The following is a 21,103-nucleotide window of genomic DNA, read 5'->3' on the forward strand; positions in this document are numbered from 1 at the left end:
GAGGGCTCGCGCCCTGCCGCTAAAAAATGCTTCACAGCGTTGCCTTGCACCCCGACTCGCCCCGTAAATGGAGTTCCCGATGCGTTTTTTCGCCAAGAGTTTGTCGGTCGTGACGCTGGCCGCTTGTGCCTCGTTCACACCTGTTGTCGCGGAGGAATCGTCTGCCGAAAAAGTTTCCGGCATCGAACTGTCGATCTTCAGCGACGCGGTCGCTGCGGGTGACAATTTCTATCGCTACGCCAACGATCGCTGGCTGACCGAAACCGAGATCCCCTCGGACAAATCCAACTACGGAATCTTCACCGTCCTGGACGACAACACGCGTGCCCAGGTGCGAACGCTGATCGAACAGGCGGCCGAGTCCAACGCGGCGCCGGGCACACCGAAACAGAAGGTCGGTGATCTGTACGGCAGCGTGCTCGACGTGGAAGCGAGAAACGCCGCGGGCCTGGCCCCGATTGAACCGCTGCTGGCCGAAATCGCGGCGATCGATTCGCAAACCTCGCTGGCAACGACGATCGGCTCGCTGCGCCGCGCTGGCATCGGAGCACCGCTGGTGCCTTATGTGTCCATCGATGCCAAAAACAGCGATGCCTACACCGTCTACGTGACACAGTCAGGCCTGTCGCTGCCCGACCGTGACTACTACCTGCTGGATGAAGAGCGTTACGTCGAGCTGCGGAAAACGCTGCACACGTACATCGCCGACATCCTGAAGTTCGTCGATCACCCCAGCCCCGATGCCGCGGCAAAATCGATCGTCGACATCGAGAGTAAAATCGCCGAGATTCATTGGACCAAAACGGAAAATCGCGATCCGATCGCCACCTACAACCAGCGGACGCAGGCGGAAATCGACGCGATGCTGGGGACGATGAAGTGGTTCGATTACGCCCAAGCGGCCGGAATCGATTCCCTCGACAGCGTCGTCGTCCGCCAGCCGTCTTACATCGAAGCGTTGGCGGAGCTGTTCGACGAGTTTTCGGTCGAGCAGTGGAAAGATTACTTCACCTACCACACGATCGACGGGTCGGCGTCGGGGTTGAGCGAAGCACTGGAGAAACGCCATTTCGATTTCCACGACACGGCGATCAGCGGGATCGACGTCCAACAACCGTTGTGGAAACGCGGCGTGGACGTCACCGGCGCGGCGCTGGGCGAATTGGTCGGCCAGTTGTACGTCGAAAAACATTTCAAACCCGTCGCGAAAAAACGGATGAACGAACTGGTCGACAACCTGATCCGTGCCTTCCGCGGCCGCATCGAGTCGCGCGACTGGATGGGCGAAGGGACCAAGAAACAGGCACTCGAAAAACTGTCCAAGTTCACAACCAAAATCGGGTACCCCGACGAGTGGAAGGATTACGAAAAACTGACCATCGGCGACGGCGTGCTGGGCGATCACCTGCTGGCATCGGCGCGTTTTGAATACGAGCGGGATTTGAACAAGCTGGGCGGTCCGATCGATCGCAACGAATGGCACATGACGCCGCAAACGATCAACGCCTATTACAACCCGACGATGAATGAAATCGTCTTCCCCGCCGCGATCTTGCAGCCGCCCTTTTTCAACTTGGCCGCCGACGATGCGGTCAATTACGGCGGGATCGGTGCCGTGATCGGTCACGAACTCAGCCACGGGTTCGACGACAAGGGCAGCAAGTTTGACGGCAACGGCAACCTGCGGATGTGGTGGACCGAAGAAGACCGGGCGGAATTCGAGAAACGCGCCGGCGGGCTGGTCGAGCAGTACAACGGGTTCGAAGCGATCGAGGGGAAATACGTCAACGGCGAATTGACGCTGGGTGAAAACATCGGCGACTTGGGCGGACTGAGTGTCGCCTACGCCGCCTATCGATTGTCCCTCGGCGACTCGCCCGCTCCCGTGATCGATGGCCTGACCGGCGACCAACGCTTCTTCCTCGGCTGGGCCCAAATCTGGCGGCGGCTGTATCGCGACCCCGAATTGGTGCGACGGCTGAACGTCGACCCCCACAGCCCCAGCGAATTCCGCGTCAACGGGATCGTCCGCAACATGGACGCCTGGTACGAAGCGTTCGGGATCGGCGAAGACGACGAGCTGTACCTGGCTCCCAAGGACCGCGTGCGAATCTGGTAGCGTAAAGGTCGTCCGGGCGAGCCCTACCGACGACGGCCCGGAAGGGCCGTCGTACGTGCGAAAAGCGAGGTGGGGCATGCTGTGCATGCCGACTTGTCACGCACAGCGTGACCTACTCTGCATCACCGGTGCGTCCCGCGGCCCATTGGCGAACGATCCGCAGGCGTTCTTCTTCGGATCCGTAGATCAGCCCCAACGCTTCCTCGCCGCCGACGATATCGAAGGCGGTCAGCACTTCCTCTTCGTTGAGCAATTGCTGGGATTGGAACAAGCGGACTTCGGCGAGCGTTCGCAAATTCGCCCCGCCGCCGCTGGCCAACAGCGAACCGATTCGCTTGCTGGCGATTGCAGGAGTCAACGCCGGGAGTTCCGTGGTGAGGGTCCCCCGGTCGATGATTCCCAAAAAATTGGCCAACTGTTCGTTGATGTAATCTCGGGAGGCAAGATTCTTCAGCCGGGATTTTTGGGCGAATTCGAGTGAATCAATCTTTTTCGAGGCACCCAGCGATTTGCCCGTGGGCACATGGAACAGTCGGCACAGGCTGATGTTCTGCGTGTACTCGCCACGCAGCGGCTTGAGCAGGACATCGAAATGGATCACCAAGTCCAAGCCCGCCTTTTGAGCGCGTCGGATGTTGTCGGACGAGTCGCCTTCGCCGAGAAAAACGATTCCCGGCCGCCACAGGGGCAGGGCGTCGCCGGCGGTTTCGATCAGTTCGACAAACTCTTCGGAAACGGTCTCAACGCTTCCTGATTCGGCGGTGACATCCGTCATCGCTCGACCGAAGTCGCCTTGGGTGTAGCGTTTATCAAATTCTTCACCCAGGATGGTGGCCACCATGCCCAGCGTGTTGGTCAGGCTCGTCTCCGCTTCTTCGCTGAGCATCGTCGCGTCGAGGGCCGCCAGTCGGGCGGCCGGAGTCGGCGGGCCGGCCGGGGCCGCGGCACGTCCTCGTGCGCGGCCGGAGCCCATCATCATCATGTCCTGCTCGTACATCTCGTCCATGCCTTCCATGTACTCCATGCCGTCGGTGTCGCCCATTCCGGGGCCCCGAGCGCCCGCTGGACCACGACCGGCTGGACCACGACCGCCACCGGGTCCGCCAAACTCCTGCTCCATTGCGTATTCTTCTTCCATGCCTTCCATCCCGCCGTCGCCGAAGCCGCCGTCGAACCCGCCGCGTCCGGCGGGATTAACGTCACCGATCGGTTGCGGGTCCGTCGCGTCGCCGCGCACGGCGTAGGAGATGCCCCAGCGCAATTGCCACGTCGGGCGTTTCATCAGGGAGCTGTATTTGACCAGTTGAAGCTGGTTTTGAGCGGATTCGTATTCGGCGACGATGTGGCCGAAGTAAAGCCGCATGGCCAATTCGTGTTGCCCTTTGGCGTAGGCCACGATGGCATCGTTGAGCAAAACGGGGCCTGATTGAACCGGCGGCGCGGCAGCGGGATCTGCCAAGGTCGCGAAGCTCGTCGATTCAAACGCCGAAGTCAGGTACTCGGAAAGCCGCGAGGCAACGAGGTCTTGCGTGGCCATGCCGCGTCCCGACCGGGAGCGTCCGCCGGGCCCCGACGACCCGTAGCCGTACCCCATGTCCATATCCATGTCCATGTTCATCTCGTCCTCGTAGCCCTCGTACATGTCCATCTCCATGTCCATCTCGCCCTCATAGCCATCGCCTTCGGTTTGGGCGTGGGTGGGGGGGGCGGAGCAGGAAATCGCGGCCAGCGCGAGGGTGATCACGACCAGTGGCTTGACCGCCGCCGCTGGCAAGCAAAACAGGGGCAAACAAAACAGGTACCCGAACCGTTGCGGGACGTTCATCAAATGAGTAGCCATTGGAGATCTCGTCAGAAATTGCGACGAAGGAGACGGCCGACCGTCCCTTCTCTGCGGGGCTGAAGTCTGCGGGGCTGTTGCACCGATCACGCGTCTGGATTGGCGTGTGAATCGGGTGAAAAGCGGTCAGTTTTCCGACCGCGATTGCCGGTTACAGCGTATCATAGACGCCTTCAGCGGCGAGTGTTGCATCTCCACCAAGTTGGGAGAATGTAAAAAAGTTTCCCAATGTGCAAAAAAACACCCCCCTCGATGGGAACCAATCTCCGATCGATCAGTCGAAGTCAACGTTGAGGGCTCGGCATCGCGTTGGGCTTGCGGGTGGCTGACCCCGCGTCACGTGTGTCGACCTTCAACCCTCCAGGAACTCACCGGAACGAAATGGGATCACGCCGGCGATCAACGAACGACAGCAACGCGGGCAATCGTCCGCGTCCGCTGGATGCTGGGGTTTCCCAGCGGCGCGGCGGCGACGAATCAGCCGCCGGAGAACGCGATCACCAAACCGCACGGTCCTCGCGCCGTCGTCGCCGGCTGATTTTCGAATGCTTGGGACAGCGTCGTTTGCTGGCGGTGATCAGCGGGTCGGTCTATCACGACCTCGACGGCTCGATGCGCCCCGACCCCTCGGAAGTGCGGCTCGATTCGCGGCTGGCGTACATCGATTCCAACGAGAATGCCAGTCTGGATCCCGGCGAAACCTTTGCGATTGGTGATGACCAGGGTGAATTTCGGTTTGAGGATTTGCCGGCCGGGACGTATCCGGTGCGGCTGTTCGACGGTTCGGACCGGCAGCGTCAAACCTTTCCGGTGGGCGCCCAGCAGACGCCGTTGCCGGCGTCCTTTCAATCGCCCATCGATGCGATCCTGGCCGGCAATCAGCTCAGCGTGTTGACCGAGGACGCCCTGCTGCACGTCGAGACCTCCGGCACGCGAACGTCGCAAGTTCCCTTGAATTTTGACGCGACGGGACTGGTCACCGCCACCTCCAACGGCCCGACCGGCGGGGTTTCGGCATCAGTCATCAGCGGCACCTTTACCGAAGTCGGGCAGCAGCGTTCAGGGATCTGGCTGGTACCGGCCGGTGGCGAACGTCCGCGTTTGATCCAATACTCCGCCGATCCGCATGCCTTCGCTGCCCCCGAATCCGCCGTCGGGGCCGATGGCAATGGGGTGGTGATTGCCGCCGGCAGCGAACCGGGCGCCCCCGGAATCATTCATTCGATTCGGATCACGCCGGCCAGTTCCGGCGATCTGCCGGTTTACGCCCAAGTCACACCGACCCGGGTCAGCGTCCCGGCCGACACCCAAGTGCTGGCGTCGGTCCACTCGGTCGATCTATCGGCCCATCCCTGGGAACTCGGCAGCCGCAGCGTGATCGCATGGCGCGAGGACGTCACGATCGAATCGATGGAGACAGGCGAGGACGCGTCTACCCCGGCACTGAAGACGACGCTGTGGAGCAACGATGCGGCAAACTGGATCTCTGGAACCGAAACGTCGATCGTCGGAGCGACGGAATTGCTCAGTTTCGATGATGCGACAGGGCTCTTGGCGGTGCGTTACGCCGCGGGCGACGTGGGGATCTTGGATGTCGACGCCGGCTTCGCTCCCCTGCACCAGTTCGCCCCGATGCCCGGCCCCACGAGTTTCATTCCGGGACAGGAAGCGATTGCGACGGTCACGGCACAGGATTCGGGTTTCGTGTTGCTGTTGCACGACATCCGTGACGGCGAGTTGTTGACGAGCCTTCCGATCGAGACCGGATCGATCGGCAATCCGATCGCCATCGTCCCCGGCCCAACGCTGGATTCGCTGTTCCTGATGGGCGTCTCGGGCACCTCGTCGGTCAAGTGGAAACAACCGGTGGCGCACCGAGTCGTGGTGGAACGCGACGACGAAGAGGTCGAGATCGAATTCGGCGTGCAAGTCGATGGCCAAAACGATCATCCGATCGTCCCCGATCGTTACGGCGCGACGGTCGACGAAGACGCGACATTGGAAATCGATGCCTCCGATATCGCCGCCTTGGTTGCCGACGCTGACCGGGACCGCCTGATTTCATTGATCGTCGAAGAACCCGCACACGGTTCGGTCACGCTCCGCCCCGACGGCGGATTGAAATACCAGCCCGATGCCGACTACAACGGCATCGACTCCTTCGCCGTCCGGTTCCACGACGGACAAGCCCCCTCCCAACCGATTCAATTCAGCGTTTCGATCGTCGCCCAACCGGATCTTCCCCGGGGCATCCGGTTGCACGGCGACGGGGTCCCCGAACATGCCCGGGGGCGCTACGAAGTCGGTGCGCTGCTCATCGACGACGTCGACATCAACAACCACTACGACCTGGAAGTCTACGACACGCGTTTCGCGATTGAAGACGGCACGTTGGTGTTGGTCACCGGAGGCCTGAACTATGAGTACGAGCCCGAGATTTACCTGCACGTGTCGGGATTCGACCGCGACGCCGGACAGTACTTTAGCCACGAACTGGTGGTCCCGGTCCTGGACGAGAACGATCCGGTCATCGAGCTGACGGGCTACCACACCACGGTGTTTGAGAACGACGTCCAAGCCTTCGTCGCGGAACTGGACGCGTTTGATGAAGATTTCGGTCAGACCATCACCTATTCGGTCGATGACGATCGATTCGTCACCGACGGCAACCGAATTTGGCTCAAGCAAGGCGAATCGCTCGACTACGAATCCGAATCCGTGGTCGTCCTGACGGTCACCGCCAGCGACAATGCGGGAAGCACGGCATCGATCGAGATGCGGGTCCCGATCGCGGATGTCCCCGAAGCGGTCACCGAAATCACTTTGACCAACCAAACCGTGTTGGAACTCGAATCCGGCGCCGAAGTCGGGGACGTCCAACTCGATGGCGTTGCGGCCGCAGACAGCTACGAATTGACCGTCGACGACCCGCGTTTTGAAATCGACGGATCACAGCTGAAACTGCTGGACGATCGGTTCGTCCGACGCTCCGCCGCCGAACAAATCGAACTGACCATCACCGCTCAAGACGCCTCCGCCGTCTTCGATGCCGTCACGGCCACGTTTGTGATCGAAGTCCTGGAGAATGAAACGCCCTTCCATAACGATGACAATCCCTACGACGTCGACGGCAACGGCACCATCACGCCGCGCGATGCACTGGCGATCATCAATTACCTGAACATCTACGGTCCCGGTCCGGTCGGACCCGGTGACCCCGGCTACGGGTACGACGTCAACGGCGACGGCCAAGTCACCGCGCTGGATGCCTTGCTGGTCATCAATATTCTGAACACGATCCAGAACGGCGGAACCGTCGGAGGAAGCAACCACAATCCCGCGACCGATCAAGACGCCGGCGATTCAACGACGCAGGATTCCGCCGACGGTTCACCCGCCGACGCGGATCTGTCCGGCTCTCCCTTGCAAAGCACGCCACTGGTTGACGCCCCGCTGAATGACCAGTCTCGCAACAGCCAAAACCAGAATGACGGCGGACCGATCAACGATGCCCCCGCGGTCAGCGGTACGTCCGCCAATCGGTCCATTTTCTCCACCGCCGGCGACGCGACGTTGACGCACGGGCAAGCGGTCCAGGCAACCGATTGGCTGCACGAAATCCGTAGCGATGACCAGAACCCCGAACTGACGCGAGCCATCGACGAGCTGATCACCTTGCTCGATACGTCGCAGTAGCGGATCAGGACGCCTCGGAACTCTTGCCCAGGATCACCGACAGGTACGGCCGTTTGGCGTCGGCGAACAGCCACGGTTTGACGCGGTAGCGGATCCGTGTCTTCTGGTTGGCTTTCATCCAGAACGTTCGCTCGACTTCACGACGCAGTTCGACGGATTTGTCCAGCTTTCGTTTTAAGCTGGACGCCCGGGGCATGTCCGCCCAGAGGACGATTTCCAGCGTCACGCCGGGGTCACGCAGCTTCGACACCGCTTCGGAAATCAGCTGGACGGCATGCAGGCTGAGTTTTCCGGTGGCCGAATCCGGCGGCTCGAACGAATCGAACACCACCTGGTCCTCGATCTTCGGCAGCGCGTCCAGATCCAGTTGCGATTCCAACTCGGTGAGAAACTTCTGAAATTGTTCTTTCTCGCGATCGATGACCCGCTGGTGCTCATTGACGTCGTCGGGACCGACATTCTTGTCCGACTTGTCTTCCATGTTCTCGGCCAAGGCGTAAATCGGCTTTTGCGATTCTTGCTGAATCACCTCCTTGGAACGACTGCCGCTCAGGTGACCGGGTTGGCCCGAGCTGGAGAACGCGTTGACGAACGAACCGGTTCCGGAGTGCATGTTCGCCCCGGTCTGTTCTTTGGCCAGGGAATTGAGCACGATAAAAAACGCCAACAGCGCCGTCATCGTGTCGCCGAATGAAACCAAGTAGGCCTTGCTGGGAACGCTCGGCGCCAGTTTTTTCCGTTTGCTCATCGGTTGCCCTCGTACTTTTCGATCACGATTCGAACCATTCGCGACGTCACGTTGTCGGTGACGCTGGTTCCGATCTGTCCCGGACGGGCGCGTTCGACGTGGTACAGATGATCGGCCAGGGCACAGACCCGATCGTCCATGTCACGGTCCGAGATTTCGAAGGTGCAGTGAATGCTGAGCGATCTCAATTGAGCAGACAACTTGGCGGCGACCTGCATCCCGCGTTGGGTGAGTTTCAGATTGCGATCGACCAGTTTGTCCAGCGGCATCTCAAAGGCGTAGGACTTCATGACGTCCTTTTGGCTGGCCAGTTCGCTGACCGCTTCCAATCCGCGTCCGATCGCCTTGGTGGTCATTTCCTTTTCAATCGGCGGCATTTCGCTGCCCTGCATCGCGATCCGGGCCGCCCGCGGACGGATCCGCTGGCTCCACGAGTTGCGATCCAACTTGTCGTGCTCGTGGCCCGCCACACCGGTCGCCCCGGCGGCGCCGAACACGCTGGCGGTGACCTTTTCAAACCGCTCCGGCTCCGTCGTCGCAAACGTCAACAACAGAATAAAGAACGTCATCAACAGCGTGATCACGTCGCTGTACGTCATGAACCACGCCGGGATGTCTTCCGGCGGGTCGTCCGGGGTGTCGTTCGCCATCGGACTAAGCCTTTGCCAGGATCGATCGGCGAGATTTCGGAGACAGGAATCCGAGCAGCTTTTCTTCGACCACCCGTGGACTCTCGCCCTCGCCGAGCAACGCGATGCCGCGAATGATCAACTCGCGAATCATCGTTTCCTCTTGGTTTCGTGTTTCCAGCTTCCCGGCCAAGGGAATACAGACGACGTTGGCGATCAACGCTCCGTAAAGCGTGGTCAACAACGCGGTCGCCATCCCGCCGCCGATCTTGCTGGGGTCGTCCAACGAACGCAGCATCTGGACCAGCCCGATCAGGGTGCCGATCATGCCGAACGCGGGCGCCGCCGCACCGGCCGAGTCGACGATCTTTTTGCCCGTCACGTGTCGTTGCTCGATATACGCCAGTTCGGTTTCCAACGTCCGCGCGACGTCTTCGGCCGGGACGCCGCTGATCAGCGATTCCAATCCCCGTCGCATGTAGTCGTCCTTGATCTCGGCGGCTTGGTCCTCCAATGCTAGCAAGCCGTCTTTTCGAACGACTTCGGCAAACTTCTTGAATTGCGCGATGGTGTCTTGAGCGCTGGGCAATTTGAACAGGAAGCACTTCAAGACGACGCCGAAGGCGCCGAGGTTGTTCTTCAGTGGGAAGTTGATCAGCGAGGCCGCGGTCGCACCGCCGAACACGATCATCATACTGGGGGGATCGATGAACGGCCCCAGTCCGCCTCCCCCCATCGCGATCGAGGCTAGAATCAAACCGAACCCGAGGATCAGTCCGATGATTGTTGCGATATCCATTACAGCCGAGTTCTCCCCCGCGACACCGATTGGCCGCCCCATAGTGTTCGCAGACAGCGCCCGTGCGGAGGCATGCTGGACTGCGCGTTCGAATCGAGTATCAACACCGTCATTCGATTCTTAGTTCACCGGTAGAGATCGACCGAATTGGCATCGACTCAGCGGCACGGGATGGCCTAATTGAGGGAACACCCTCACCGACTGGCGGCACTGAGACGGGGTTTCGCCACTATTCTCCGCAAGTTGTCCTTAACCCGGACAGCTTAACAGGCCGATACAAACGGTATGTCTGGAATATTTTACCAAATGGATCTGTTGGGCTCGGCCGTCAGCGCGTCGGAAAAAAGCCATCGCGTCGTCAGCCAGAACATCGCTAATGTCAACACGCCTGGATACAAAACCAAGCGGTTGGAATTTGAGCGTTTGTTGGCTCAGCTTCAATCCTCCGACGCCAACGACGGGGCCGGCAGCGGCTTGCCGGTCAAGGATTTGGAAGGATTGGAAGAGCGGGTGGACGGGAACAATGTCAACTTGGAGAAGGAAGTGGCGGAATTGAAGGAGAACGCGTTGGCGTTTCAGGCCTTTTCGCACCTGCTGGCATCCAGGGTGTCCACCATGCGGCGTGCCATTTCCGGCTAGGGGTGATTTTGAGAGTCCCCCCGACAAACAAACACAGTGACGAAGGAACGTCTTGATGGTTCGATTTCCAACGATTGACATCGCCGCCTCCGGCCTCGCCGCCGAGCGGTTTCGGATGGAGGTGACGGCCAACAATATCGCCAATGCCGGCACCACGATGACGGACACAGGCGAGCCCTACCGTCGCCAGGCGGTGGTGTTTTCCGCCGGCCTGGATCAGGCCCACGGCAAACAGGGTAGTGCGGCGATGCACGGGGTCGAGGTGGTCGGCGTCGAAGGCGACGCCAGCGAATTCCCGACGATCTACAACCCGGCGCACCCACACGCCGACGAGAACGGCTTCGTGAAACTCTCCAACGTCAAGATTCCCGAAGAAATGGTGGACCTGATCACGGCCAGTCGCTCCTACGAAGCGAACTCCAAAGCGATCAGCGTCTTTAAAGAGATGGTCGAACAAACGCTCACACTGCTCCAAGGAGGCCAGTGATGTCTGCCCTGCCCCCCATCGGTCCGAATCCCTTGGCCACCAATCCCGTCACCACGACGGGATCGCCCAACATCGCCTTGCCCACCGCGGCTGAAAAGCCCGAAGCGGGGGATCGCAATCTGTTCATGGACCTGATGGCCCGTGCCAACGAAGACCAGATCCGATCCGAAGAGGCGATCCAAGGCCTGGTCTCCGGTGAAAACCAGGACGTCCAGCAAGTCGTCATGGAGGTCGTCAAGGCCGAGATGTCGTTTCAAATCTTCATGGAAGTCCGCAACCAAATCGTCGATTCCTACAACGAACTGATGCGAATGCAATTTTAGTGCTCTGCGAGCGGAAAAGGGGTCAGGTACCAAAAACCAAATGGCCCAACGGGTGCTTCGCATTTTTGGTACCTGCCCCCTTTTCCGCGGCCCCCTGCAGCTTTCGACGACCCTCGTGTTACCTCCCAAACGCGACTTTCGCTTGCCTGATTTGCCTTGAACGTTATCCAGCCCTATATCGATGCCCTCCTGAATATCTGGCGGCAAAGCTCTCCTTCGGCAAGGATCGGAATCCTGCTGTTGGCGGTGCTGTGCGTGGTCACCGTTGGTGGCGTCGGCTACTGGTCGGTCCAACCCAGCTACGTCGTGCTGGTCAGCCAGGGTGAAGGGGACCAAGTCGATCGCGTGATCAATGCCCTGGACAAGGCCGGGATCGATTACCAGCTCTCCGGGGCCGGCGGGAACCTGTTGGTCGACAAACGCGATTTCGCCAAAGCCCGCCTGTTGGCGCGCACCAATGGTGTCGCCGACGCCGGGGCCGTCGCCGACCTGCCCATGGGGGGTGCCTTCGGCAGCCCCACCGAACGCCGCAACCGGGCCCGATTGCAAAAACAACAAAGCCTGGCGGCGACGATCAAGAAACTGGAGATCGTCGAAAACGCCGACGTCCACTTGAACATTCCTGACAAGGGCCCGTTCGAACGCAAAACCTCTCCGCCCTCGGCCAGCGTCATGCTGACCCTGCGTTATGGAGCCCGGTTGAACGACCATCAAGCCGCGTCGATCGCCTCCTTTGTCGCCTACGCCGTCGAAGACCTGCGTCCCGAAGCGGTCCAAATCACCGACCGAGACGGTCGCAGCTACACCGTGCCCGACGAACAGGCACAACAAATCGGCAGCCAAGTCGAGTACATCGCCGAAGCCGAACGCAAACTGGCCCACAAAGTCGAATCGCAACTGTCCCAGTTCCTGGGATACGGCAACGCGAGCGTCCAAGTCAGTTTGGACATGACGTTCACCCAGGGCTCGACCAAAACCACCAAATACGACGCCGACGGCGCCGTCCCCAGCCAGGAAGACTTGGTCTCCGAAACCACCACCAACACCGCGTCGCCCGCCGTCGGGGCCGCGGGAGTGGCTTCCAATTTGAATTCGCGCCGGGGGGCGTCCGCCACCAGCAACATCCTCAACAAAACCGAAAACGTCAAAACCAGCTACCTGGTGCCGATCACCGAAGAGACACAGGCCAACTCCACTCCGATCCGCAATTTCCTCTCCGTCAGCGTCCTGGTCAATTCCGAAACGCAAGGCGTCAAGCAGGAGGATGGGACGTTGATTCCCGGGCTGGACGAACGCGTCTCGGCACTGGTCAAGAATGCGGTCGGCTATCGTGAGGACACCGATCAAATCACCGTCGAATTCCTACCTTTCACCGAACCGTTGCTCGACGTGTCCGCCCCGGAAGCTACGTTTGACTGGACCAAGATCACCTCGATCGTTGAAAAGGCATCACTTGCGATTGCCGCCCTGCTGGCCTTTGTGTTAGGCCTCATGCTGCTCCGCCGGTTCGGACCGGCCAGCAAACCGGGCGGCATCGGCGAGAATCAACAAATCGATGGTGCCCGCCTGGAAAACGTCAGCGAATTGTCCCGGATGATCAAAGAAAACCCCGAAGTGTTTGCACAGGTCGTTCGATCTTGGTCCGGCGCGGATTCCGATCGAGATTCCGATAAACGCAACGCCGCGTGATCACAGGAGGGTTGGCAACGATGAAGATGATGTTGACTCGGCCCGAGCGTCTCGCGCTGCTCTTGCACCTGATGGGGGACGAGGCCACCGCGATGGCGCGGCAAGATCTCTCCGGCGAAGCGTTGGACGAACTCGATCAGGCGCTCAAGGACTTTGAGTCCTATCCGCCCAGTCAGGAAGAAGTCGATATGGTCCTCGGCGATTTCGAGGACTACTTCCACATGGCGCTGCAGACCGTCGACAAAAAAGACCCCACGCGCGAGGACGACCCACAGGACGACGATGGCCCCAAGATCCTGCAGATTGCCGAAGAAAGTTTTGACGTCGAAATCGAACCGACCAAACGCTTCACCCCGCCAAAACTGACCGGCGACACCGTTCGCGATCTCAACTTGATGCACCCCTATCAAGTCGCCCAGGCGCTCAAGCATGAAAACCCCGTCGCCACCGCGATCGTGCTGCGAAAACTGGCCAACGAACACGCCGCGAAAACACTCGAGTTTCTGCCCGAAGCCGTCCGCCCCAACGTGTTCCTGGAACTGGCCCAGCCGCTGTCCGTTTCACCGTTGATCCAAGAACGCATTCTCGCCAAAGCACTCCAGTTGTCGCTCCAAGTCGAAGAGCGCGAAACCGAACAGGAAACCACCTCCCAGATGGCGAACCTGATGCGTTCGCTGCCCAGGGCGCTCCGCAAGCCGATGCTCGACGAACTGGAAAAACGCGACAGCGACCTGGCCGAAACCGTTCGAAATCAACTCTACCGCTTCGAAGACATCGAAAAGCTCGGTGACCGAGACCTGCAAAAACTGCTCGGACAATGCCAAACCGATGCCCTGGTCTGTGCCCTCCAGCAGGTCGATGAATCGCTGCTGACGTTCATCTTGTCCAATATGTCCAAGCGGGCCAAAGAGTCGCTGCAAGAGGAAATGGAATTCAAAACCAACGCGACCGAAGAGGAAATCAACGAGGCACGGGGCTCGATTGCCAAAATCTTGGCCGGCCTGTGCGAAGCCGGTGAGGTGAAAATCGATTGACATGGCTGTGATTCAAATCCCCTTCGATCAATCCCTGGCCAACGTCACCGTCGCCCGCGGCCCCCTGGCGATGCCGCCGACGACTGCACGAACCGATGCAGCAGCCGGTGCCGCAGCCAATCCCCCAATCAATGGGCACGCGGCGGCGCAGCCGAGCGCCCGGTCCGCTGCCGAATCACGGGACGAAAGCGCCGCGTCCGCGCTCAAGACGCTGCAATCGATCGAGCAACAGCTGCAACACCTCGACGCCAAACTCGACGAAGAGTTCTCGTCGATCGGTGTGCAACTGACCGCGGCGGCGACGCAATTGGCCAAACAGGCCCTCGGCAGCGACAGCAGCCTGGTCGAAGAACGCGTCGCCCACTTCGCTAACATCTTGCTGCGTCAGGTGCACCCCAGCCAATCCGCGGTCATCTTCGTCAACCCGGACTGTGTCACGCCGCTGGAATCCTGGTTGTCCCAAGTGGAGTACGAGGCGATTGAGATTCAGGCCGATGCCACGGTCCAGCCGGGCGACTGCCGCATCGAATCCAATGGCAAGGGTTTCCTGGCTTCACTGGAATCCTTCCTCGACGCCGCGGCCAAACGAATGTCGACGGCCAGGGGAGAGTCCTAGCATGCTGATGTCGACGCTGCGAAACGACGAATGGCTTCAAACGACCGGGCGACTGCAAAGCGTCGAAGGCCGGATGTGTGCGACCATCGATGCCGGTCTGGGGGAATTGGTCCAAATCACCTCGTCGACCGGCCAGAGCGTGTTGGCCGAAGTGATCGGATTCAACGACGACAAAGCGCAGTTGATGCCATATCATTCCGGCGTCGATTTCCAACGCGGCAACGTCGTGGTTTCCACCGGCAAACGCATGCGTGTCCCCGTCGGTCGCCAACTGCTCGGACGCGTGATCGATTCCCTGGGACGCCCGATCGATTCGCTCGGTCCGATCCATTGCGACGCGACGGCCGAATTGCACTTCGAATCGCCCGATCCACTGACGCGTCCCCTGATCCGCCAGCCCTTCGTCACCGGTGTCCGTTCGATCGACGGATTGCTGACGATGGGCCAAGGCCAACGGGTCGGACTGTTCGCCGGCAGCGGTGTGGGCAAGAGCACGCTGCTGGGCGAGATCGCCAAACACGCGTTGTGCGACATCAACGTCGTCGCCATGATCGGCGAACGCGGGCGCGAGGTCCGTCCCTTCATCGAAGACACATTGGGAAAAGAAGGCCTGGCTCGATCCGTCGTCATCGTCTCGACCTCCGACCAGCCACCCCTGGCCCGGATCCGTGCCAGCGAATCCGCCGTCGCGATCGCCAGTTGGTTTCGCTCGCAAGGAATGAACGTGCTGTTCATGCTGGACAGTCTGACCCGGTTGGCACATGCACAACGCGAACTCGGACTGCTGCTCGGCGAACCGCCCACCTCGCGCGGTTACACCCCCAGCGTGTTCCAAAAAATGGCGCAGCTGCTGGAACAACTCGGGACCAGCGACAAGGGCGTGATCACGGGCCTGCTGACGGTCCTGGTCGACGGCGACGACATGAACGAACCGGTCGCCGATTCGGCGCGGGCCATCCTGGACGGACACATCGTCCTGGATCGAAAACTCGCCCACGAAGGTCACTTTCCCGCCATCAACGTGCTCAAGAGCGCCAGTCGGTTGTTCAAAGAGGTCACCGACAAACCGCATCAACAACAAGCCGCCAGCGTCCGACGGGTGTTGGCAAAATACTTCGAAGTCGAGGATCTGATCCAAATCGGCGCCTACCAAAAAGGCGCCATGCCGGATTCTGATCGCGCGATCGAGACCTACCCCGAGGTCAACAAGTTCCTGCGCCAGGCCATGGACGCCCCCAGCACACTGGCGTCGACCCAAGCCGGGCTCAATCGGCTGCACCAATTGATCGGGCTGCCGCAATGAGCGAATTGAAGAAAAAGATCGATCGCATCCGTCGCATTCACTCGCTGGAAACCAGTCAGCTGAACGTATTGATCGGAGAACTCGCTCGGATCGACGCGATGTTGGCGTCGCACCAACAACGACTCGATGAATTCGAAGCGCTCAAACGGCAGGGGCTGGAAATCGACCAAGCCTGTTCGATCGAATCGCTCACCCAGACCAACCTCTGGATCGACAGCATCGATCGCTCGATCAAAATCGTCCGCGAAGTCCTCTCCAAGTGCGAATCCGAGCGTGCCGAGGCGCGTTCACGCGTGATGGATCAACGCGCGCGGGTTCGCGGGCTGGAAATCCTGATGGACCAGCGAAGGCTCGAATTTGATGCAGACGCCATGACGCAACAAATGTTATTGGCAGATGAAAACGCGCTTAAAAAGTACGCAAGGAATTAGAACATGAAAGCGATCATCACGGCGATGTTGACCTGCGCCGTCATTTTCGGCTTGTCGGCCGGTGCGACCCAGTTCCTGCTGAAAAAGACACCCGCCGACCTGGAAACCACCGACCCGGGCGATGGGTCTGATCCGCAGGGCGAATTCGCCACCGACGAAGCGATCGACCCCCAGGGCGATGCCGTGCCCGTCTCGTTTCGCCCGGACAACAACGTCTCGGTCGAAGCGGTGCTGCAGATGAGCGATTCGATCAAACGCATGGAACAGGAACTCGCCGAACGCGAAGAACGCGTCAAACGCGACGAGATGAGGGTCAAATTGATCTTCGATGACCTGGCCACCGAACAGGACGAATTGCGGGCGTTCAGCGAAGGCATCGACACCAAATTGGACCTGCTGAGCCGGATGACCGAAGAACTGAAATCGACCCTGTCCGACGTCGAACAGGAAAAGGCGGAGCTCGAAAAGCTGACCAAAAAGTCAGACACCAAAAAGGTCAACACGGTGTCCAGCGCCGACACCCAGGCCGATGAAGTCAAAGGCTGGTTCGAGGGCCTGCAACCCGAACAGGCCGCCGAATACATTCGCGAGTTTTCCAACAACGGCAAGATGGGCTTCGCCGCCTCGCTGCTGCAAAAGATGCCCGACCGCCAGAAATCGAAGATTCTCGGCGCCATGAACGACCCGATCCTGGTTAACCAGTTGATCGAAGCATTGACCAACAAATAGCAACCGGATCCAAGGATGGAAATTGAAGACGTCGTACTGATCGGTCGAGAATTTTTCGCGATGGCGTTGCTGCTGACCGCGCCGGTCGTCGCGGTCAGCCTGGTCGTCGGCTTGCTGATCAGCATCGCTCAAACCGTCACCAGTGTTCAGGAACAAACGCTCTCGTTCGCACCACGCATCATCTGCGTGGTCTTCATTCTGATCTTTCTGTCCAATTGGTACCTCGTCACGCTCCAGAATTACACGCTGGGCTTGATGACACAAATGGTCGAATTTGTGAAATGATCGGCGACGTCGTCCTGTTTCTATTGGTGCTCGCCCGCGTCTCGGTCTTCGTTGCGTTTTTTCCGCTGTTCAGCAAAAAACAACTGCCCAACCAGGTCAAAGCGGGGCTGGCCACGGCGCTGTCCGTTTTCTGGCTGGCCGACGCCAAGAACGTGATGCCCCAACTGGCACTCGAAGACGTGGGCAGCTTGCTGTTCTTGTTCCTGGTCTTCAAAGAGATTTGTATCGGTCTGCTGCTCAGCCTGGTGCTGGGGCTGTTCTTCTGGCCGGCGCGAATCGCCGGGTCTTACATCGCCCAGGAACTCGGGCTGTCCCTCGCTGCGATCAGCGATCCGGGCAGCCAGGATTCGTCGACACTGGTCTCACGTATCTTCGAAGCCTTTTCGATGCTGGTGTTCTTTTCGCTCAACCTGCACCACTTCATCATCCTCTCCCTGCACCTTTCGTTCAACGAGACGATGACCCGAGTGGGCCTGCTCGAATTGCCGACCGAAGAATTGGCGGCGGCGTTCAATCGGACCAGCGATTACGGGCTGTTGATCGTCGCCCCGTTGTTGGTGCTGCTGATGCTGGTCACGCTGGTCCTGGCATTCCTCAATCGCGCCGCGCCGGCCATGAATCTGTTTTCGGTCGGCATGTCGATCCGCGTCGGCTTCGGCGGTCTGTTGCTGTTTCTGTTTTGCCCGATCCTGTTCGGTGCGATCGAAATCTATTTCTATCGCGTGCAAGAAGACATCGAATACCTGATGCAATCCTTGTTGGGGTGATCGATGGCCGAGAATCAAGATCGCGATCAGAGGACCGAGGAGGCAACACCGCAGCGGCTGCGCAAAGCCCGCGAGGACGGCCAAATCGGATTCAGTGCGGAATTGGTCGGGGGAGTGATCCTGGCGACGACCGCGTTTTTCTATTGGTCCTTGGGCGATTGGTTCTTCGGCACCATCACCGGATCCATCGAACACCGCGTGACCGAATTCGAAGAAGTCGTGGTCGATCCCCGTTTGCTGGTCAAAGCCTTCATCGATGAAACCCTCCGCATCGGTGCGGCCGTGATGGCGATTGTCGCTCCCTTGGGCATCCTCGCCGCGGCCACCGGATTGCTGCAAACCAGTTTCAACCTCAGCTTCAAACCCCTGGAATTGAACGTCGACAAGCTGAGCGTGATCAAGGGGTTTAAGAAAATCTTCTCGATGCAGAGTGCCGTCCGCGGGGCGCTCTCACTCGCCAAGGCCGCCGTCATCGTCGCGATCGCGATCTTCGTCGGTCAATCCAAAATCGACCAGATCACGACCTCCGGATTCGGTTCGATCCAAGAGCTGATGTTCTTTCTGGGCGGACTGTTGATCCAATGCTCACTGGCCATCGCCGCCACGATCACCTTCATCGGCATGGTCGACTTGGGGTTCCAAAAATGGAAACACCTCGAAGACATGAAGATGAGCCGGCAAGACATCAAGGAGGAACACAAGTCCAGCGAGGGAGACCCGATGGTTCGGGCGCGGATCAAACAACTGCAAGCCGAAATGGGACGCAAGCGAATGCTCTCGGATGTCCCCAAGGCATCCGTCGTGATCACGAACCCGACCCACTTTGCCGTCGCGGTTCAGTACGACCGCGACAACATGGACGCCCCGATCGTGATCGCCAAGGGGGCGGACTTCGTCGCCAAAAAGATCATCGCGATCGCCAAAGAAAATGGCGTCCCCGTGGTCGAAAAAAAACCGGTGGCACGCTTCCTGTTCAAGAACGTCGAAATCGGCAACCCGATCCCGTTCGAGTTGTACCAGGCCGTCGCCGAAATCCTGAACTTCGTCAATCGCATGCGTTCGGCGATCTAGCGGATTGTCAACCTTTGAACTGAGGATCAGACCGGACGGCTCGCGGCCTGTCGATTTTGTGAGCCGCGACGCGTAAGCGGCCGGGCATTGCGGCGCCCGCCCGAGGCCTTACGGCCAGCGCCCGCCCGAGGCCTTACGGCCAGCGGCTCACCACTGACTCAGCAGATCCCGATTAAATCGACAAACGGCTCGCGCCGTTCCGCTAACACCTTCAGAGCAACCGTAACGTTAAACCCAGACAAAGCACTGGCACCCCGGTTACACCTTGCCCTCTTCTTCACCGCCCAAGAACGCCGGGCGAATGCCCATCAACCAGGCCGTTGCCAAGGCACTGACCGGGGCCAGAAAACTCAGCAACGCGCCCATCTTGACGGAGTCTTGGATCGGTCCGGGATTGGGGAACGCAGCGGTCGAGACGAACAGGGCCACGGTGAACCCTAAACTGGCGATGCAACCGATCACCGCGACGTGCTTGAGATTCATGCCGCCGGGCAAATCGAGTTTCAACACCCGAACCGCAAAGTAGCTGAAAGCGAAGATTCCCAGGGGTTTGCCCACGAACAGCCCCATCGTCACCAGCCAGGTTCCCGCGCCGACGCTCGACAACACGACGCCGGCGTTGACCAGGGCGAACAGACCCAAAATCAGCTCGACCGGTTCTTTCCACCAATGCTCAAACTGGTTCAACGTATCCGTTTCTTCGCCGCTTTCAGCAAAGATCCCCGCGTCGGTGTTGGCATGGGGCAAGGTGGCGATGATCGGAACCAAACCCAGTGCCGCGTGTATGCCGGCCATGTAAAACGACACCCAGCTCATGATTCCCGGGATCGCCAAATACCACCAGAAATTGCGTATGCCGCTGCGTTTGAAACCCAAGCCCGTCGCGACGGCGATCGCGGTCAGCCCCAACCAGGCAAGACTGACCTCGCTGGACGGATAGAACACCGCCAAGATGGCCAGCCCCAGCGCATCGTCGGCGATCGCCAGCAACAGCAGGAATGAAATGGCCGGATGACCGTTGCCGAATATCAATCGGGCAATCAGATAGCTGAACGCAATATCGGTCGCACAGGGAATCGCCCAGCCGTTGCCAAGCTCGGAGTATTGTCCCACGGCAACGGCACCTACCAGATAGACGACCGAAGGACCGACGACACCGCCGGCAGTCGCCAACAAAGGCGTTGCCGCGGTCCGCATATTCGAGAGTGCACCGCCCGGCAAGATCGATTCCCATACCTCTTTGGCGGCGATCGCAAAGAACAACGCCATCAAGATATCGTTGACGACAAAGTGGAATGTCAAACCATGACCGCCGTGATCGCCGTGCCCCGATCCGGCAAGCGGCCACAGGTTGACGTGCACAAAGTTATGATACGAATGCCCGGAAAACAATCCATCAGCGTTGGCCCATAACAACGCGGCCAGCGAGCCCAACACGAGAAACATCGAGTTGTTGTAGAGGAAAGATCGAACCGGATTCGCATTCGTCGATGCTGTCGCCATCAGGCATTGCCCTATCATCTATTTGGTTTGGAAACACTATCTTGGAAGTCTCGCAAGCGTAGTTCGCGGTTAAAGCGGGGAGCAAGAAGTTCACCCGCAAGACTGGCGATTCACCCTCATCTGCAGTCCACTGACGATGCATCGCCAGAACTGAGGGACAACGGCCACCACTGAGACACGCCGTGATTGGCGTGGAAAGCCTGAATGGGAAATCAGCGCACGTTGGTGTCCAGCCTTCAGGCGCATCCCGCTCGCTGCGAGGGACGTCAATTGTATAAGTGGCGGAGTTGATCGTATCGGAAGTCGTCAAGACTTACGCGAGCCGCCGGCCCTCTCTGGCGTTTGCTTGCTGCGCAAACGCCGTCTCTCCCAGAGGGAGAGAGTCTAAATCGGTT

The 21,103-nt window shown here is 59.6% G+C and carries 19 protein-coding genes; 14 read left to right on the forward strand and 5 right to left on the reverse strand.

Features of this window, described 5'->3' with window-relative positions:
- Positions 1-79: 79 nt before the first annotated feature.
- Complete coding sequence (locus Enr13x_RS25875) at positions 80-2,119, forward strand: M13 family metallopeptidase (RefSeq protein WP_145389744.1); 2,040 nt, start codon at positions 80-82, stop codon at positions 2,117-2,119.
- Positions 2,120-2,231: 112 nt separating this feature from the next.
- Here the strand turns inward: Enr13x_RS25875 and Enr13x_RS25880 are convergent, their stop codons facing one another.
- Positions 2,232-3,959, reverse strand: coding sequence for a hypothetical protein (locus tag Enr13x_RS25880; RefSeq protein ID WP_145389746.1), 1,728 nt, complete (start codon positions 3,957-3,959; stop codon positions 2,232-2,234).
- A gap of 381 nt (positions 3,960-4,340) precedes the next feature.
- On the opposite strand from Enr13x_RS25880, the gene Enr13x_RS25885 reads away from it, so the two are divergent.
- A complete protein-coding gene (locus Enr13x_RS25885; protein ID WP_145389748.1) occupies positions 4,341-7,655 on the forward strand; it encodes a dockerin type I domain-containing protein in 3,315 nt (1,104 codons plus the stop codon).
- Between the two features lie 4 nt (positions 7,656-7,659).
- Here Enr13x_RS25885 and Enr13x_RS25890 read toward each other — a convergent pair whose 3' ends face one another.
- The 3 genes from Enr13x_RS25890 to Enr13x_RS25900 are packed head-to-tail and all read right to left on the reverse strand — an operon-like array spanning position 7,660 to position 9,831.
- A complete protein-coding gene (locus Enr13x_RS25890) occupies positions 7,660-8,403 on the reverse strand; it encodes a flagellar motor protein MotB (protein ID WP_145389750.1) in 744 nt (247 codons plus the stop codon).
- The gene (locus Enr13x_RS25895; RefSeq protein ID WP_145389752.1) at positions 8,400-9,053 is read right to left on the reverse strand and encodes a flagellar motor protein MotB; all 654 of its coding nucleotides are present in this window, start codon (positions 9,051-9,053) and stop codon (positions 8,400-8,402) included. The genes Enr13x_RS25890 and Enr13x_RS25895 overlap by 4 nt, the downstream gene beginning before the upstream one ends.
- A 4-nt stretch (positions 9,054-9,057) precedes the next feature.
- Positions 9,058-9,831 (reverse strand): motility protein A, encoded by a 774-nt coding sequence (locus Enr13x_RS25900; protein ID WP_197455362.1) that lies wholly within the window; start codon positions 9,829-9,831, stop codon positions 9,058-9,060.
- A 285-nt stretch (positions 9,832-10,116) separates the two neighbouring features.
- On the opposite strand from Enr13x_RS25900, the gene Enr13x_RS25905 reads away from it, so the two are divergent.
- From Enr13x_RS25905 to flhB, 12 genes are all read left to right on the forward strand, one after another.
- Positions 10,117-10,470 carry a flagellar basal body rod protein FlgB gene (locus Enr13x_RS25905; protein ID WP_145389756.1) on the forward strand — a complete coding sequence of 118 codons (354 nt, stop codon included), beginning with the start codon at positions 10,117-10,119 and terminating at the stop codon, positions 10,468-10,470.
- 55 nt (positions 10,471-10,525) lie between these two features.
- Positions 10,526-10,957, forward strand: a complete 432-nt coding sequence (gene flgC / locus Enr13x_RS25910) for a flagellar basal body rod protein FlgC (protein ID WP_145389758.1) — start codon at positions 10,526-10,528, stop codon at positions 10,955-10,957.
- A complete protein-coding gene (gene fliE / locus Enr13x_RS25915; RefSeq protein WP_145389761.1) occupies positions 10,957-11,280 on the forward strand; it encodes a flagellar hook-basal body complex protein FliE in 324 nt (107 codons plus the stop codon). The genes flgC and fliE overlap by 1 nt, the downstream gene beginning before the upstream one ends.
- 156 nt (positions 11,281-11,436) lie before the next feature.
- Positions 11,437-12,969, forward strand: coding sequence for a flagellar basal-body MS-ring/collar protein FliF (gene fliF / locus Enr13x_RS25920; protein ID WP_145389763.1), 1,533 nt, complete (start codon positions 11,437-11,439; stop codon positions 12,967-12,969).
- A gap of 20 nt (positions 12,970-12,989) precedes the next feature.
- Positions 12,990-14,003, forward strand: coding sequence for a FliG C-terminal domain-containing protein (locus tag Enr13x_RS25925; protein WP_145389765.1), 1,014 nt, complete (start codon positions 12,990-12,992; stop codon positions 14,001-14,003).
- Position 14,004: 1 nt separating this feature from the next.
- A complete protein-coding gene (locus tag Enr13x_RS25930) occupies positions 14,005-14,619 on the forward strand; it encodes a FliH/SctL family protein (protein WP_145389766.1) in 615 nt (204 codons plus the stop codon).
- 1 nt (position 14,620) lies between these two features.
- Positions 14,621-15,922 carry a FliI/YscN family ATPase gene (locus Enr13x_RS25935; RefSeq protein ID WP_145389768.1) on the forward strand — a complete coding sequence of 434 codons (1,302 nt, stop codon included), beginning with the start codon at positions 14,621-14,623 and terminating at the stop codon, positions 15,920-15,922.
- Entirely contained in the window at positions 15,919-16,353 is a 435-nt protein-coding gene (locus Enr13x_RS25940) for a flagellar FliJ family protein (RefSeq protein WP_145389770.1), read from the forward strand. Before Enr13x_RS25935 ends, Enr13x_RS25940 begins: the two co-directional genes overlap by 4 nt.
- 3 nt (positions 16,354-16,356) lie before the next feature.
- The gene (locus Enr13x_RS25945; protein ID WP_145389772.1) at positions 16,357-17,082 is read left to right on the forward strand and encodes a MotE family protein; all 726 of its coding nucleotides are present in this window, start codon (positions 16,357-16,359) and stop codon (positions 17,080-17,082) included.
- A 15-nt stretch (positions 17,083-17,097) separates the two neighbouring features.
- The gene (locus tag Enr13x_RS25950) at positions 17,098-17,367 is read left to right on the forward strand and encodes a flagellar biosynthetic protein FliQ (RefSeq protein WP_145389774.1); all 270 of its coding nucleotides are present in this window, start codon (positions 17,098-17,100) and stop codon (positions 17,365-17,367) included.
- A complete protein-coding gene (locus Enr13x_RS25955; RefSeq protein ID WP_145389776.1) occupies positions 17,364-18,134 on the forward strand; it encodes a flagellar biosynthetic protein FliR in 771 nt (256 codons plus the stop codon). The genes Enr13x_RS25950 and Enr13x_RS25955 overlap by 4 nt, the downstream gene beginning before the upstream one ends.
- A gap of 3 nt (positions 18,135-18,137) precedes the next feature.
- On the forward strand, positions 18,138-19,205 hold the full coding sequence (gene flhB / locus Enr13x_RS25960) for a flagellar biosynthesis protein FlhB (protein WP_145389778.1): 1,068 nt from the start codon (positions 18,138-18,140) through the stop codon (positions 19,203-19,205).
- Positions 19,206-19,463: 258 nt separating this feature from the next.
- Here the strand turns inward: flhB and Enr13x_RS25965 are convergent, their stop codons facing one another.
- Positions 19,464-20,651, reverse strand: coding sequence for a Na+/H+ antiporter NhaA (locus Enr13x_RS25965; RefSeq protein ID WP_145389780.1), 1,188 nt, complete (start codon positions 20,649-20,651; stop codon positions 19,464-19,466).
- Between the last annotated feature and the right edge of the window lie 452 nt (positions 20,652-21,103).

The sequence above is a fragment of the Stieleria neptunia genome (assembly GCF_007754155.1).
GTDB lineage: Bacteria > Planctomycetota > Planctomycetia > Pirellulales > Pirellulaceae > Stieleria > Stieleria neptunia.